The organism is Yersinia frederiksenii ATCC 33641, from assembly GCF_000754805.1.
Classification (GTDB): domain Bacteria; phylum Pseudomonadota; class Gammaproteobacteria; order Enterobacterales; family Enterobacteriaceae; genus Yersinia; species Yersinia frederiksenii.
Genome location: NZ_KN150731.1, coordinates 1988753 through 2004108 on the forward strand (window position 1 = coordinate 1988753; position 15356 = coordinate 2004108).

The following is a 15356-nucleotide window of genomic DNA, read 5'->3' on the forward strand; positions in this document are numbered from 1 at the left end:
AGGTATCGTTTGCGTAGCGGTGTTTATGCCCGTCATTCTTCAAATTGCAGGTGTGTTGGCTGCCTTTGTTCACCCCAGTCACTTACCGAGGTAAGTGACTGGGAATCCCTTAGTTGCCGCCTACCTGCAATTGGAATTATTTTGGGTTTATGTCTTTTAAAGCACTGATATAACGCACTCATTGACATGTAATACCCAAAGTGAAGGGAAAAAAATGGCTAAGCAGACCCCACTGTATGAGCAACACGTGGCGTGCGGTGCGCGCATGGTAGATTTTCATGGCTGGATGATGCCATTGCATTATGGTTCCCAAATCGACGAACACCATGTCGTACGCACCGATGCCGGTATGTTCGATGTCTCACATATGACGATTGTCGATTTACACGGTGCCCGTACCCGTGAATTCCTACGCTATCTGCTAGCCAATGATGTCGCCAAACTGACCCAACCGGGCAAAGCCCTTTACACCGGGATGCTGAATGCCTCCGGCGGTGTTATCGACGATTTGATTGTTTACTTCCTGCGCGAAGACTATTTCCGCTTAGTGGTTAACTCCGCCACCCGCGATAAAGACCTGGACTGGATAACTCAGCATGCTGCGCCTTATCAGGTTGAAGTTACTGTGCGTGACGATCTGGCGCTGGTCGCAGTGCAAGGACCTGAAGCACAAAAGAAAGTAGCTACCTTGTTGACTCCTGAGCAACAACAAGCAATAGCAGGTATGAAACCATTCTTTGGTATTCAAGCTGATGATTTGTTTATTGCCACTACCGGCTATACCGGTGAAGCCGGTTACGAAATCGCCTTACCCAAAGAGCGCGTAGTTGAGTTTTGGCAACAGCTGCTGGCTGCCGGTGTGAAACCAGCCGGTCTTGGCGCGCGTGACACTTTGCGTCTGGAAGCCGGCATGAACCTCTATGGCCAGGAAATGGATGAAAGTATTTCTCCCCTTGCCGCCAACATGGGCTGGACAGTGGCTTGGTTGCCAGAGGACCGGCAGTTTATCGGCCGTGAAGCACTGGAACAGCAACGAGCCAAGGGTACAGAGCAACTGGTTGGCTTGATCATGACGGAAAAGGGCGTATTACGTAATGAGTTGCCCGTGCACTTTTCTGATGCTTCGGGCAATCAACATGTGGGCGTGATAACCAGCGGTTCTTTCTCACCAACACTGGGTTTCAGTATTGCATTGGCCCGTGTCCCTGCGGGGATAGGTGAAAGTGCTGTGGTACAAATCCGTAACCGTGAAATGCCAGTGCGGGTCACAAAACCGGGTTTTGTGCGAGCGGGTAAGCCGGTCGCGCTGTAAATTTATTTGTCATTATTCCGAATTATACGAGCCTCACTTTTTGGCTCTACGCTTTTAAGGAGCAGCAATGAGCAATGTACCAGCAGAATTAAAATATGCGTCATCTCATGAGTGGGTTCGTGCTGATGGTAATGGCGTCTATAGCGTCGGGATCACTGAACATGCGCAAGAATTATTGGGCGATATGGTGTTTGTCGATTTACCCGACGTCGGGAGCGAAGTTTCCGCCGGTAGCGATTGTGCTGTTGCCGAGTCAGTAAAAGCGGCTTCTGACATTTATGCCCCGATCAGTGGCGAAATCATCGCAGTGAATACCGAGCTGGAAAGCTCGCCAGAGCTGGTGAACAGCGCGCCTTATACCGATGGCTGGTTGTTCAGCATTAAAGCCTCTGATGAAGGCGAGCTGGCAAATCTGTTAGATGCCGAGGCTTATTTAGCATCTATCGAAGAGTAAATAAAGTTAGGGCATATTTTATTTGCCATTTTGAACTTGGGCAGTGCTTTTGAACGCCTGTCAAGGCGGCCCGCATGGTTGAACGGAGCGAGCAATCCTCACCGACTCATAATTTATAAGGTCATGGTGTGGGCTCCGGTTCTTGTGCGCTGTCCGAGTCCAAATTGTCTGCAACAATTATGCCCTATGAAATAAGCCCAGCTTCCCGTCCCATGCTCTATTCAGGAATTTGTAGCAAATGACTCAGAATCTCAGCCAGCTTGAACATAACGATGCTTTTATTCAGCGCCATATCGGCTCTTCAACTGAACAACAGCAACAGATGTTGGCCGCCGTTGGTGCCAGCTCGTTAAGTACTTTAATTCAGCAGATTGTGCCTAAAGATATCCAGTTGCCAAGCCCGCCGCCAGTGGGTGACGCTGCCACGGAGCATCAGGCACTGGCGGAGCTTAAAGGCATTGCTAGCCAGAATCAGCGCTATAAATCTTATATTGGCATGGGCTACAGCCCGGTACTGACGCCACCTGTTATCCTGCGCAATATGCTGGAAAATCCTGGCTGGTACACCGCTTATACCCCATATCAGCCTGAAGTTTCTCAAGGTCGCCTTGAGGCTCTGCTGAACTTCCAGCAATTGACTCAAGATCTGACGGGGCTAGATTTGGCATCTGCTTCTTTGCTGGATGAAGCCACTGCTGCGGCAGAATCCATGGCGCTGGCTAAGCGCGCCAGTAAGCTAAAAGATGCGAATCGTTTCTTCGTTGCCGATGACGTGCATCCACAAACTCTGGATGTGGTACGTACCCGCGCGGAAACCTTTGGTTTTGAAGTGATTGTTGATAGCGCCGAAAAAGTGCTGGAGCTGGAAGGCGTTTTCGGTGTGCTGCTGCAACAAGTGGGCACCACGGGCGAACTGCATGACTATTCAGCACTGCTGTCTGAGCTGAAAAAACGCAAAATCATTACCAGCGTTGCTGCCGATATCATGGCCTTGGTGCTATTGACTGCGCCGGGCAAACAGGGCGCTGACGTGGTATTTGGCTCTGCTCAACGTTTTGGTGTACCCATGGGCTACGGCGGCCCACATGCCGCCTTCTTTGCTTGTCGCGACGAATTTAAACGTTCGATGCCGGGCCGGATTATCGGTGTGTCTCGCGATGCTGCTGGTAATACTGCGCTGCGCATGGCGATGCAAACCCGTGAGCAACATATTCGCCGCGAAAAAGCTAACTCCAATATTTGTACTTCGCAGGTGCTGCTAGCCAATATCGCCAGCCTGTATGCTGTTTATCACGGCCCACAGGGCTTGCAGCGGATTGCTGGCCGCATTCATCGTATGACGGATATCCTGGCCGCGGGCTTACAACAAGCCGGTCTTACCCTGCGTTTCCAGCACTGGTTTGATACTCTAACTGTCGATGTTAAAGATAAAGCGGCGGTACTGGCTCGTGCATTGAGCTTTGGTATTAACCTGCGCACTGATATTCATGGCGCAGTAGGGATCACGCTGGATGAAACCACCTCTCGTGAAGATATCCAGACTTTGTTTGCCCTATTAGCCGGTGATAACCATGGTTTGGATATTGACCAACTCGATGCCAAAGTGAGCCAAAATAGCCAATCCATTCAGTCAACGATGCTGCGCCAAGATCCTATTCTGACTCACCCGGTATTTAATCGTTACCACAGCGAAACTGAAATGATGCGTTATATGCATCGTTTAGAGCGCAAAGATTTGGCACTGAATCAGGCGATGATCCCGCTGGGCTCTTGCACCATGAAGCTAAATGCTGCTGCTGAGATGATCCCAATCACTTGGCCAGAATTTGCTGAATTGCACCCATTCTGCCCGCCGGAGCAAGCAGCTGGTTATCAGCAGATGATTGGTCAACTGTCACAGTGGTTGGTGCAACTGACCGGTTATGATGCCGTCTGTATGCAGCCAAACTCAGGTGCACAAGGCGAGTATGCCGGTTTACTGGCTATCCGCCGTTACCATGAAAGCCGCAATCAGGCGAACCGCCATATTTGCTTAATTCCAAGCTCAGCCCACGGCACTAACCCGGCGTCTGCCCAGATGGCTGGTATGTCCGTAGTGGTGGTGGCTTGTGATAAACAAGGCAATATCGACTTGCACGATTTGCGCCAAAAAGCGGGTGAAGCGGGTGACGAACTGTCTTGTATTATGGTGACTTACCCGTCAACTCACGGTGTGTACGAAGAAACTATCCGTGAAGTTTGTCAGATCGTTCATCAGTTTGGCGGTCAGGTTTACCTTGATGGCGCGAACATGAATGCCCAGGTGGGGATTACCACTCCGGGTTATATCGGCGCGGATGTTTCACACCTCAACTTACATAAAACTTTCTGTATCCCACACGGCGGTGGCGGCCCAGGCATGGGGCCAATTGGTGTTAAAGCACATTTGGCACCTTTTGTTCCGGGTCATAGTGTGGTGCAGATTGATGGCATGACCACCCAACAAGGCGCGGTTTCTGCGGCACCTTTTGGCAGTGCGTCAATCTTGCCAATCAGCTGGATGTATATCCGTATGATGGGGGCTGATGGCCTAAAACAGGCCAGTCAGGTGGCAATTTTGAATGCCAACTACATTGCTACTCGCCTGAAAGGGGCCTATCCGGTGCTGTATACCGGTCATGATGGCCGGGTGGCGCATGAATGTATTCTGGATATTCGCCCACTAAAAGAAGCGACGGGTATCAACGAAATGGATATCGCCAAGCGCTTAATTGATTTCGGTTTCCATGCACCGACCATGTCCTTCCCGGTTGCTGGTACCTTGATGGTGGAGCCGACTGAATCTGAAAGCAAAGCTGAGCTGGACAGGTTTATCGACGCAATGCTGGCTATTCGCGCTGAAATCGAGAAAGTGGCACGAGGTGAATGGCCGTTGGAAGATAACCCGCTAGTCAATGCACCTCATACTCAGGCTGAGCTGGTGGGTGAGTGGCAGCATCCTTACAGCCGCGAATTGGCCGTATTCCCGATAGCGGGAGTGATGGAGAATAAATATTGGCCAAGCGTGAAACGTCTGGATGATGTGTACGGCGACCGTAATTTGTTCTGCTCATGTGTCCCTATTAGTGATTATGAATAATACGCGCCGTTGATATATATAGCGCATACCATGTGTTGTAAATAATAGAGGGCCGCACAAGCGGCCCTTTTGTTTTATTGGTATTCCCGTTATCAATGGCTACTCTTACTCTTCAAATTTGAAAACAGACTCACGGCTGAATTAGGAGCAAGGATATGCATAAAAAAGTCGCACTAGTGACAGGGGGCAGCCGAGGGATTGGGCGCGCCACAGCATTACTGTTGGCAAAACACGGTTATCGAGTGGCAGTCAATTATATTAATGATGAGCAGGCTGCCCGGCAGGTAGTAGCCGAAATCGCCGCTGCGTGAGGGTTGGCAGTGGCCTTACAAGCGGATATCGCCGATGAGGCTCAGGTTATCGCGCTATTTGAAAAGCTTGAAGCACAACTAGGGCCAATCACGGCGCTGGTCAATAATGCAGGGATTCTATTCACACAATCGACTATTGAAGGGCTCACGGCTGAGCGCATAAATCGGGTGTTAGCCACTAACGTAACGGGCTATTTTTTATGCAGCCGCGAGGCGGTCAAACGTATGGCATTGCGTCACGGTGGCAATGGTGGCGTGATTGTTAATGTCTCTTCTGCTGCGGCCCGTTTGGGGGCTCCTGGCGAATATTTGGACTATGCCGCCTCTAAAGGCGCGATTGATACCTTGACCACGGGTTTGTCGCTGGAAGTGGCGGATCAAGGTATCAGAGTGAATGGCGTGCGGCCGGGTTTGATTTATACCGATATACATGCCAGTGGCGGTGAGCCAGGGCGAGTTGATCGCGTAAAAAGTTCACTGCCAATGAAACGTGGAGGCTATCCGCAAGAAGTGGCAGAAGCTATTGTCTGGTTGCTATCCGACAATGCTTCTTATGTCACCGGCAGTGTGCTGGACTTGGCGGGTGGGAAATAAACAACGGCAATATTTTGCTACTTTAGCCAGCCTTTTTGCTGTGCCGCCTGCAACTGTGGCAATAAATGCTGCCAAATCTCGGGGTAGCATTCTGCCACCAATTGGTTTCTATCAATCACTTGTTGCAACCGAATACCATTTTCTATCCAACTTTGCCCCTCGGTATGCAGGTTAATCAGCATGGGTAAAATGCGATCCAGCACTGTCGCAAAGCGGGCATCGGCGGTTTCTTCGGCTTCATACTCATCCCACAGCTGAATAAATTGTTTACCTAAGCTTGGGGGCAACAGGCCAAATAAGCGTTTGGCCGCAGCCACTTCTTGTTCATGAATCGCCGCTCTGGCCGCCAAATCGTAAACAATGACATCACCGGTATCGATTTCGACAATATCGTGCAGCAGGGCCATTTTTATCACGCGATTGATATCGACGTCCGGGCCAGCATAGGGCGCAAGACTCATGGCGGCCACCGCAAAATGCCAACTGTGTTCAGCCGAGTTTTCCTGACGCAGGCTGGCAATCACTTTGGTTCGCCGTTGTATATCTTTCAGCTTATCGATTTCCATCAGAAACTGGATAGTCTCTGTTAGTGAGCCAAAATCCAGAACTTTTGACGACATAGTTAATCCTATTATTCTTTGTTGTTATTGATGCAGCAGCAGTGTTCGCTGTACGGACTTACCTAAATCACTGAGCTCAATATATAACGAGTTACATGTACTGACAGAATATTTAAGCTTACACGTGTACACTGGAATCATTCTCAGTTAACCTGAGTGCGGCATTTTTGTGCAATCATTGTGCTCAGCGGATGAGATAACTATTCATATTCAGGATAATTAGTATTGAAGAATAAATTAGCAACACCGACGGCTCCGGTTACCTCCGCAGTTGCCACCACGCCGGCTTATCCATGGGCTGAGGAAATAGCTAATAGCATCAGCCACGGTATTGGGGTGGTTTTTGGTATTATTGGCTTGGTTCTGCTCTTGGTTCAGGCGGTAGACAGTGGGGCCGATACCAAGGCGTTGACCAGCTATAGCCTGTATGGCGGCAGTATTATTTTGCTGTTTCTGGCATCAACCTTGTATCACGCGGTTCCACACCCTAAGGCGAAACTGTGGCTACAAAAGTTTGACCATTGTGCCATTTATATTCTGATCGCTGGCACTTACACGCCCTTTCTTTTGGTGGGGCTAGATTCCCCTTTGGCGCGAGGTTTGATGACAGTCATCTGGGGGCTGGCACTGGTTGGGGTGATATTTAAACTGGCTTTCGCTCACCGCTTTGAAGTGCTCTCGTTGGTGACTTACCTGACAATGGGCTGGTTGTCCCTAATTGTGATTTATCAGTTGGCAGTCAAACTTGAAATTGGCGGGTTGGCTCTACTGGCGATAGGAGGATTGCTCTATACGCTGGGGGTAATTTTCTATGCTTCTAAACGTATTCGCTTTGGTCATGCGATTTGGCATGGGTTTGTCCTTGGCGGTAGTGTTTGCCATTTTATGGCGATTTACCTGTATGTCTAAAATACCCTTCGTCCTTGAAGCTACAAGGGGTTAGCTGCACTCGCTTACCCGAATCACTGACTTGAGTAAGCTCATCGGGATAAGTTCGCTGGCAGCCTACCTGCAACTGCAATAACTTTGGGTATACTTTGGTGCTTGAAGTCGCAGGGGCCGTCGGTATTCGGAGGCCAGATAACCGGCCTCGCTGAGAGCCAAACGTCTTAATCCAGTGAGTAAGGCAATGGCTGAATACTGAGCACACTTTCTACATCATCGCGCACCCGCAATACACTGTCAGACGCCAGATCGTTATTTAATATCGCTTGAACCCACACGGTGCCATTACTGAGCTGAATAGCAGCCAGTACAGTGCCAGTTCGGCGCCAGTTCTCACCTAATTGCCACTCTAAATCTTCGCCAGCTGCGGGGACACGGTTGGCGTTACCGGCCAACCAATAGAGTGCACGCTTGTTGGCACCACGGTATTTTGCTCTGGCAACCATTTCCTGCCCGGTGTAACAGCCCTTGCTGAAGCTGATGCCATTCAATGCCTGAATGTTTGTTGCTTGCGGAATAAATTGCGCACTGCTATCGGCATCAATAATGGGGAAACCGGCTTCGATATCTAGTGCCAGCCACTGTTTGCTGTTGTTCAGCTGTGCGCTGTCAGCCAGTTTTTCCACTATTTGTTGTGCTTGCTCAGAGTCTGTCACTATGAGAAAACGCTCGGTAGGCAGCGAAAAATGCAGCAGCGTGCTATTACCTTGCTGTATAACCGGATGTTCGGCATTGGGCAATTCAGCGAAGATTGGCGTCAATGCGGCTTGGGCCTGATCGCCAGCAACACCCAGCAAAACTGCATCAGGTTGCGCGGAAATCACTACCTTAGAGAACACCGCATATTTCTTTAATTCGCTTAATTGGTTATCGAGCACACTACGACGCTCGATAAATGCCAAACCTTCACCACGATAAAATAGCCTTAGGTTGCTCCACATCTTGCCTTTGGCATCACAATGGGCGCAAAGCACATGTTGATCAGTGGGCAGGGCATCAATATCTGCCGTGACTTGCCCTTGCAGATATTTGACTCGGTCAGCGCCGGTTAACGTCACCAAAGCCCAGTCATCCAGAGACATCAAGGTTAATGGCAGCTCGGAAGAGGCGAGCAGTGGTCGTGCAGCAAATGGAGTGTTATTGGCCATGGTTTACCTGCATATCAAGAAGGTGCTGTGACTGATGTCCCAATGGTAAAATAGCCGGGTAGCTTTGCAAGCAGTTATTCGATCGATTTACCATTATTATCCCCATATCTGAATTAACCATTATCTGAGGTACAATAGTCTTATACACTGAATTGGGCGACTGCCAGATTCGGACAATATCCTTCATTGAGGAGTCAATCAGGACATGGAAATCGATAATAAAGCCCGTATTCACTGGGCGTGCCGTCGGGGTATGCGGGAATTGGATATCTCTATCATGCCGTTTTTCGAATATGAATATGATGGTTTAAGTGACAATGAGAAGCAGGTCTTTATTCGTCTACTTGAGTGTGATGATCCAGACTTATTTAATTGGTTGATGAATCACGGGGAGCCGCAGGATAGCGAACTGCGTCAAATGGTCAAATTGATTCAAGCACGAAATAAAGCCCGTGGCCCAGTGGCGATGTGACCTGCGGGTATCCTGGCACACTCAACTCTTCTCTTTATTGGCTCATGGCGTCTTAGTCATACTGACATTAGTCGCACCTTGGCCTCAGGGCTATACCGCACTTTGGTTGGTATTACTGACGTTAGTGGTTTTTGAGTGTATCCGCAGCCAGAAAAATATTCGGTCCTGTCAGGGCGAGATTCGGCTGAAACCCGGCAATGTAGTGCTATGGAAAAGACATGAATGGATTATCATTAAACAGCCATGGATTACCCGTTATGGCGTGTTATTAAGTCTGCAACAGACTGGGAGTCGCTCGGCCCGCAACCGTTTATGGCTGGCGGCTGATAGCATGTCGGAAGAGGAGTGGCGGCAACTGTGCGTACTGCTGCGTCATGCCTTTGGCTCTGATGAGGGGATTCATTAATGAAGCCCTTAATCTGGTTAGTGGAAGATGAGCCGAGCATTGCCGACACGCTGATTTATACCTTAGAAAGTGAAGGTTTTACCCTCCGGTGGTTTGACCGGGGGGAACCTGCTCTTGCCGCGCTGGCCAATGGCCCGCCAGCTTTGGCGATAGTGGATGTTGGCTTGCCAGACATCAATGGTTTTGATCTGTGCCGCCGCTTGTTGGCACAGGTTCCAGAGCTGCCGGTGGTCTTTTTGACAGCCCGCAGCGAAGAGCTGGACCGAATCATCGGTCTGGAAATTGGTGCTGACGACTATATTGCGAAGCCTTTCTCTCCACGTGAAGTGAGTGCCAGAGTGCGCACAGTATTACGGCGCTTACAGAAATCACAAACAGTAGTGACATCCACTGCTTTGCATCAATTTGGTCATTTCACTCTGGATGAGGCGGGGGCGCGAGTCACTTATCATCAGCAGGTTTTATGGCTAACCCGTTATGAGTATTTGCTGCTGAAGACCTTATTACTGGCCCCAGAGCGTGTATTCTCGCGCCAGCAATTGATGGATATTGTTTGGGCGCAGGCAGAAGAGAGCCAAGACCGTACTGTTGATACCCACATTAAAACCCTACGCTCAAAGCTGCGCACGGCTTGCGATGAAGAATCACCTATCCGCACGCACCGCGGGCTGGGCTATAGCCTAACATATCGAATATGAGCAACGACTGATGAAGATAGGTGTGCGCTTATTGCTGGGTTACTTTCTGATAGTTGCCATCGCGGGTTACTTTGTCATTCGTATTTTCGTGCAAGAGGTAAAGCCCGGCGTGCGGCGAGCCACTGAAGGTACACTGGTTGATACTGCCACTTTGCTGGCCCAGTTTGCTCGTCAAGATATGTTGCAGGATAAGGTCGCGGGGGGGCAGTTGGCTCAAGCCTTTGCATCACTAAATCTACGCCCCATTGGTGCGAGTATTGAGGGCATCCGCAAGGATCGTAATGAATATCGTGTTTATCTAACCGATGCTGATGGGCGGGTAATCTTTGATTCATCGGGTAAAGCTGTGGGGCAGGACTATTCACGCTGGAATGATGTGTGGCTGACATTGCGCGGGGAATATGGTGCTCGTAGTAGCCGCACGGATCCCAATGATGAGCAAAGCTCTGTTATGTATGTGGCGGCCCCGGTTATCGCAGAGAATAAAATTATTGGTGTGCTCAGTGTGGGCAAACCCAATATTTCCATGGCACCAGTAATAAAACGCAGTGAGCGTAAAATCTTGTTGGCGGGCGGGGTGTTATTGGGGATTGCCCTGCTGATCGGTTTAGGATTTGTGTGGTGGATTAACCGGGCTATCGGCAAGCTGGTCGATTATGCCGAGCGAGTTTCTGAGGGGCAAGTTGTGGCATTACCCGCCATGGGGAGCAGCGAACTGAATGATTTGGCCCGAGCATTGGAAAGCATGCGTCTTAAATTAGACGGAAAAGCCTACATTGAGCAATATGTTCACACCCTGACCCATGAATTAAAAAGCCCGTTGGCGGCGATCACCGGCGCGGCGGAGTTATTACGCGAATCCCCACCACCGGCTACAGCCCAGCGTTTTTTACTTAATATTGAACAGCAAAGTGCGCGCATCAAACAATTGGTGGATAAAATGCTGATACAGGCTCGGCTAGAGAGCCGGGTTGATTTGCAGCTTTCTCCCTTAGAGATAAGCAGCATTGTGAAGCAAGCAATTAGCGCCAAAGAGGCCCAAGCCACCAGTAGGGGCATTAACTTGCAGCTAATTTGTGCCGATAGCGCAATATTAACGGGGGATGGATTATTGCTGAGCCAGGCATTGACCAATCTGATTGATAATGCACTGGACTTCACTGCTGCTGATGGTGAGGTGACAGTGACTGGTCAGCGGCAAGCTGATCAGTATCGGATAACGGTTGAAGACAATGGCAGCGGCATTCCCGATTATGCGCAAGAGAAGATTTTTGACCGTTTTTATTCACTACCTCGGACCAATAGCCCAAAAAGTACCGGTTTGGGGCTAAATTTTGTGCGTGAGGTGGCGGCTATTCACCAAGGGAATATTTCCCTTGAAAATCGCCAGCCGCACGGGGTTCGTGCATGTTTGACTCTGCCGTTAGATATCATCTAATTCACCGACTTCACTTTCACTTCACATAACCTCATTCTCCTTTCACTTCACCCCCTTAAGCTGCTCTCCTGACCTTAAAAGGAGTGAAAATCATGTTCAAATCCGTACTGTTTTGGAAAATCGCCACACTGCTGGGGTTAATTCTGTTGATGATGATTCCAAAAGAAATGTTGTTGAATGTTATTAATGAACGCAGTGGTTACCGGGAGAGTGTGATCGACAAAGTGAGCGACAGTACCAGCCGGGCACAAAAGATCCTTGGCCCGCTGATTGTGGTGCCATACAGCGAATGGGTTGAAACTGAAGTTGATGGCAAGAAACAGGGACAGCGGGTCAGCCGCCACCGCTACTTACTGCCTGAAGTCATGACGATAACTGGTTCACCTAATGTTGAAGTTCGCCAATTGGGCATTTATAAAGCTCAGGTATATCAAGGGGAGCTCTATTTCCACGCGCAATTTGAGCCTTTTTCGCTCGATGATTTAGATCGTGAGGGCATTATTATCGGCACACCATCACTGGTGCTGGCACTGAGTGACTCACGGGGGATCCAGCAGATCTCTCCTTTAAGTCTGGGGAACTCAAAAATTAATTTCGAACCAGGGGCTTTCTTGGGGCGCTCAGGGCAGGGAGTACATGTACCGCTAACATTAGCGCAGATTCAGCAGGGCAAATTCGATACCGATTTTAAACTCACATTGACGGGCACCAATAGCCTATCCGTCATCCCGGTAGGGCGTAGCAGCGAACTGACCTTACAAAGCAACTGGCCGCATCCTAATTTTGTCGGTGAGTTTTTACCCATGCAGCGCAAAGTTGATGAAAATGGTTTCCGCGCGCATTGGAGCAGCAACTGGCTGGCTAACAACATGAACATTCAATTTGCCAGTGACAATGCGCGTTTTAATTTTGACGATCTACCGGCTTTCACCACCAGCTTGATTGAACCGGTCGATCACTACCAACTAACCGAGCGGGCGATTAAATACGCTATTTTGTTTATCGGTCTGACATTCTTTAGCTTCTTCTTGTTCGAGAGCCTGACGTCACTGCGCGTGCATCCGATCCAGTATCTGTTAGTCGGTGCGGCACTGGTGTTGTTCTATCTGATGTTACTGGCATTCTCGGAGCATCTTGGTTTCACCCTAGCGTATATTATTGCCAGCCTGAGTTGCAGTCTGTTGATTGCTATTTATCTGAGTGCGGTACTGGGGGGATGGCTACGCGGGGCGTTATTTGCTGGTGGCTTGTTATTGCTGTACGGCGTTTTGTTTGGTCTGCTGCAATCAGAGGACAATGCACTGTTATTAGGGGCTAGTTTATTGTTTATTATTCTGGCTGCAGTCATGTTACTGACAAGACAGTTGGATTGGTATCAGGTGGCACATCCACAGCGTTTTACTGCCCAGAAAAACACGGAATCAACCGAGATTGAACCTAAGGCCGAAGAGATGGCGATCGACGTGGTACCGGCCGGGGGCGGCTCACAAGATTCATTCCGCTTATGGAAGTAGACCTAATATAGCATTAATAAAAACGGGCACAGCAGTTGCCCGTTTATTTGACTAAAGCAGAGCATCCATCTCAAGCAGAATTTGCTCACACCACTGTTCAATGCGCTCTTCACTTAAGTCATATTGATTGACCTCATCCAATGCCAGACCAACAAAGTGTTTGCCATCAGCACTGAGCGGCTTCGGGCTGGTAAACTCAAACCCGTCGATAGGCCAAAAACCAATAAATTTGACCCCTAATGGTGCAATATGGTCATGCAACATGCCTAGCGCATCAAGGAACCATTCGCTATAACCGAATTGATCACCCATACCATACATGGCAACAATCTTTCCCTTGAGATTAAGCTGTGTCAGTTGTGGCCAGATAGCTTCCCAATCTTCCTGTAACTCACCGAAATCCCAGGTAGGAATGCCCAGAATCAGAATGGAGTACTCTTCCATCAGGCGGGGGCTGGCATCTTTCACATTATGTAAATCAACCAAATCTTCGCCGAGAATATCGCGGATTTTTTCTGCCACCATTTCGGTATAACAGGTGCTGGAGCCGTAAAAGAGACCAATCTTCATGATGTATAGCCATAGCATTACTAATAAGGAATAGCATCGAGTGTACCAGATTTGTTTCGTCATCAGGCATAATGGCCGCTGAGTTCAATCAAAGAGAGAAACAGTCATGCAACAGCAAAATAACCCGCTGATTGAACAGTTTCTTGATGCCCTGTGGCTGGAACGTAATCTGGCGGAGAATACACTGGCCTCATATCGCTTGGATTTACATGCGCTGAGTGGATGGTTAGAACACCACGGCAGCGATTTATTGCGCGCCGGTTCGCAGGACTTGCAGTCCTTTCTTGCCGAGCGCATTGAGGGCGGTTATAAAGCCACCAGTTCAGCTCGCTTACTCAGTGCTATGCGGCGGTTATTTCAATATTTATACCGCGAAAAATTACGTGAAGATGACCCAACGGCGCTACTTTCATCGCCCAAATTACCACAACGACTGCCCAAAGATTTAAGTGAGGCACAGGTTGACGCGTTGCTCAATTCGCCCAATGTTGATATCCCGCTGGAGTTGCGTGATAAAGCTATGTTGGAAGTGCTCTATGCCACTGGTTTGCGGGTGTCGGAGTTGGTTGGGTTGACCATCAGTGATGTCAGTTTACGCCAAGGAGTGGTACGGGTTATTGGTAAAGGAAATAAGGAACGGTTGGTACCCTTGGGGGAAGAGGCCGTGTACTGGATTGAGAATTATATGGAGCACGGGCGTCCATGGCTTATCAACGGTCAGTCATTGGATGTACTGTTTCCCAGTAATCGCAGCCAACAAATGACTCGACAGACTTTCTGGCATCGAATCAAACACTATGCGATCCTTGCCGGTATTGATAGTGAACGGCTTTCGCCCCACGTATTACGGCATGCTTTCGCCACGCATCTGTTGAACCACGGTGCGGACCTACGTGTGGTGCAAATGTTACTGGGCCACAGTGACCTGTCGACAACCCAGATTTATACCCATGTAGCGACTGAACGTTTGAAGCAGCTACATCAACAGCATCATCCGCGTGCATAATTGCGATACGGAAAGATATAGGATTTATAAATGAAAAAAAGTTTATTGCTGCTGCCGATATTAATCGCTGCATTCGCTGGGCTGGCTCATGCTCAAGATGCCGCAATCCAACAAACATTGAAAAAATTAGATATTCAGCAAGCTGATATCCAACCATCACCAATCCCTGGGTTGAGCACGGTGATGACAGAAAGTGGCGTGCTTTATATCTCAGAGGACGGTAAACATCTGTTGCAAGGGCCGCTATATGACGTCAGTGGCAGCCAGCCTGTAAATGTGACCAACCAGATGTTGGTGAAAAAATTGGAAGCATTAAGTGGCGAAATGATCGTGTATAAAGCGCCGCAGGAAAAACACGTTGTTACCGTGTTTACCGATATCACTTGTGGTTATTGCCATAAATTGCACGAACAAATGAAAGATTATAACGCGCTGGGTATTACCGTGCGCTATTTGGCATTCCCGCGTCAGGGTTTAAGTTCTCAGGCAGAAAAAGACATGCGCTCTATCTGGTGTATGGCTGACCGCAACAAAGCCTTCGACGATGCGATGAAAGGTGTCGATATCTCTCCGGCAACCTGTAAAACGGATATCAGTAAGCATTATCAACTAGGTGTACAGTTTGGTATTCAAGGAACGCCAGCTATTGTGCTGCAAGATGGCACTATCGTTCCTGGGTATTTGAAGCCGGAAGAAATGCTACAGATGCTAAATAAGCATCAGGCCTCAGTAAAAGCGGCGGGTTAATCT

General features: G+C 49.1%; 14 protein-coding genes and 1 pseudogene. 12 read left to right on the forward strand and 3 right to left on the reverse strand.

Going from position 1 to position 15356, the window contains the following annotated elements:
- Positions 1–214 precede the first annotated feature (214 nt).
- The 4 genes and pseudogenes from gcvT to DJ58_RS0121730 all read left to right on the forward strand — a co-directional run bounded on the left by gcvT (position 215) and on the right by DJ58_RS0121730 (position 5789).
- Positions 215–1312: a glycine cleavage system aminomethyltransferase GcvT gene (gene gcvT / locus DJ58_RS12935; protein WP_004706805.1), complete on the forward strand. Its 1098-nt coding sequence runs from the start codon at positions 215–217 to the stop codon at positions 1310–1312.
- A gap of 67 nt (positions 1313–1379) precedes the next feature.
- On the forward strand, positions 1380–1766 hold the full coding sequence (gene gcvH / locus DJ58_RS12930; RefSeq protein WP_004706804.1) for a glycine cleavage system protein GcvH: 387 nt from the start codon (positions 1380–1382) through the stop codon (positions 1764–1766).
- A 238-nt stretch (positions 1767–2004) separates the two neighbouring features.
- A complete protein-coding gene (gcvP, locus tag DJ58_RS12925; RefSeq protein ID WP_004706803.1) occupies positions 2005–4884 on the forward strand; it encodes an aminomethyl-transferring glycine dehydrogenase in 2880 nt (959 codons plus the stop codon).
- Positions 4885–5039: 155 nt separating this feature from the next.
- Positions 5040–5789 (forward strand): annotated as a pseudogene (locus DJ58_RS0121730) (SDR family oxidoreductase).
- A 17-nt stretch (positions 5790–5806) separates the two neighbouring features.
- Here DJ58_RS0121730 and DJ58_RS12920 read toward each other — a convergent pair.
- Positions 5807–6409: an HD domain-containing protein gene (locus tag DJ58_RS12920; protein ID WP_004706800.1), complete on the reverse strand. Its 603-nt coding sequence runs from the start codon at positions 6407–6409 to the stop codon at positions 5807–5809.
- A 225-nt stretch (positions 6410–6634) separates the two neighbouring features.
- On the opposite strand from DJ58_RS12920, the gene trhA reads away from it, so the two are divergent.
- Complete coding sequence (gene trhA, locus DJ58_RS12915; RefSeq protein ID WP_004706799.1) at positions 6635–7318, forward strand: PAQR family membrane homeostasis protein TrhA; 684 nt, start codon at positions 6635–6637, stop codon at positions 7316–7318.
- Between the two features lie 200 nt (positions 7319–7518).
- Here trhA and ygfZ read toward each other — a convergent pair whose 3' ends face one another.
- Positions 7519–8502 carry a tRNA-modifying protein YgfZ gene (gene ygfZ, locus DJ58_RS12910; RefSeq protein WP_004706798.1) on the reverse strand — a complete coding sequence of 328 codons (984 nt, stop codon included), beginning with the start codon at positions 8500–8502 and terminating at the stop codon, positions 7519–7521.
- A gap of 205 nt (positions 8503–8707) precedes the next feature.
- On the opposite strand from ygfZ, the gene sdhE reads away from it, so the two are divergent.
- From sdhE to creD, 5 genes are all read left to right on the forward strand, one after another.
- Positions 8708–8974, forward strand: a complete 267-nt coding sequence (sdhE, locus tag DJ58_RS12905; RefSeq protein WP_004706797.1) for an FAD assembly factor SdhE — start codon at positions 8708–8710, stop codon at positions 8972–8974.
- Positions 8955–9380: a protein YgfX gene (locus DJ58_RS12900; protein WP_032910283.1), complete on the forward strand. Its 426-nt coding sequence runs from the start codon at positions 8955–8957 to the stop codon at positions 9378–9380. The genes sdhE and DJ58_RS12900 overlap by 20 nt, the downstream gene beginning before the upstream one ends.
- Complete coding sequence (creB, locus tag DJ58_RS12895; protein WP_004706796.1) at positions 9380–10078, forward strand: two-component system response regulator CreB; 699 nt, start codon at positions 9380–9382, stop codon at positions 10076–10078. Before DJ58_RS12900 ends, creB begins: the two co-directional genes overlap by 1 nt.
- 10 nt (positions 10079–10088) lie before the next feature.
- On the forward strand, positions 10089–11516 hold the full coding sequence (creC, locus tag DJ58_RS12890) for a two-component system sensor histidine kinase CreC (protein ID WP_004706795.1): 1428 nt from the start codon (positions 10089–10091) through the stop codon (positions 11514–11516).
- Positions 11517–11608: 92 nt separating this feature from the next.
- Positions 11609–13030: a cell envelope integrity protein CreD gene (gene creD, locus DJ58_RS12885; protein ID WP_032910280.1), complete on the forward strand. Its 1422-nt coding sequence runs from the start codon at positions 11609–11611 to the stop codon at positions 13028–13030.
- Positions 13031–13081: 51 nt separating this feature from the next.
- Here creD and fldB read toward each other — a convergent pair whose 3' ends face one another.
- Entirely contained in the window at positions 13082–13600 is a 519-nt protein-coding gene (gene fldB / locus DJ58_RS12880) for a flavodoxin FldB (protein ID WP_032910279.1), read from the reverse strand.
- Positions 13601–13706: 106 nt separating this feature from the next.
- On the opposite strand from fldB, the gene xerD reads away from it, so the two are divergent.
- Positions 13707–14606 (forward strand): site-specific tyrosine recombinase XerD, encoded by a 900-nt coding sequence (gene xerD, locus DJ58_RS12875; protein WP_004706788.1) that lies wholly within the window; start codon positions 13707–13709, stop codon positions 14604–14606.
- A gap of 30 nt (positions 14607–14636) precedes the next feature.
- Positions 14637–15353, forward strand: a complete 717-nt coding sequence (gene dsbC / locus DJ58_RS12870; RefSeq protein ID WP_004706787.1) for a bifunctional protein-disulfide isomerase/oxidoreductase DsbC — start codon at positions 14637–14639, stop codon at positions 15351–15353.
- The last annotated feature ends 3 nt before the right edge of the window (positions 15354–15356 follow it).

Excerpts from the sequence above, each read along its gene's own strand:
- gcvP (WP_004706803.1), top strand. The coding sequence starts at position 2,005 with ATGACTCAGAATCTCAGCCAGCTTGAACATAACGATGCTTTTATTCAG.
- dsbC (WP_004706787.1), top strand. The coding sequence starts at position 14,637 with ATGAAAAAAAGTTTATTGCTGCTGCCGATATTAATCGCTGCATTCGCT.
- xerD (WP_004706788.1), top strand. The coding sequence starts at position 13,707 with ATGCAACAGCAAAATAACCCGCTGATTGAACAGTTTCTTGATGCCCTG.
- sdhE (WP_004706797.1), top strand. The coding sequence starts at position 8,708 with ATGGAAATCGATAATAAAGCCCGTATTCACTGGGCGTGCCGTCGGGGT.
- DJ58_RS12920 (WP_004706800.1), bottom strand. The coding sequence starts at position 6,409 with ATGTCGTCAAAAGTTCTGGATTTTGGCTCACTAACAGAGACTATCCAG.
- creC (WP_004706795.1), top strand. The coding sequence starts at position 10,089 with ATGAAGATAGGTGTGCGCTTATTGCTGGGTTACTTTCTGATAGTTGCC.
- creB (WP_004706796.1), top strand. The coding sequence starts at position 9,380 with ATGAAGCCCTTAATCTGGTTAGTGGAAGATGAGCCGAGCATTGCCGAC.
- gcvT (WP_004706805.1), top strand. The coding sequence starts at position 215 with ATGGCTAAGCAGACCCCACTGTATGAGCAACACGTGGCGTGCGGTGCG.
- gcvH (WP_004706804.1), top strand. The coding sequence starts at position 1,380 with ATGAGCAATGTACCAGCAGAATTAAAATATGCGTCATCTCATGAGTGG.
- ygfZ (WP_004706798.1), bottom strand. The coding sequence starts at position 8,502 with ATGGCCAATAACACTCCATTTGCTGCACGACCACTGCTCGCCTCTTCC.
- creD (WP_032910280.1), top strand. The coding sequence starts at position 11,609 with ATGTTCAAATCCGTACTGTTTTGGAAAATCGCCACACTGCTGGGGTTA.
- fldB (WP_032910279.1), bottom strand. The coding sequence starts at position 13,600 with ATGAAGATTGGTCTCTTTTACGGCTCCAGCACCTGTTATACCGAAATG.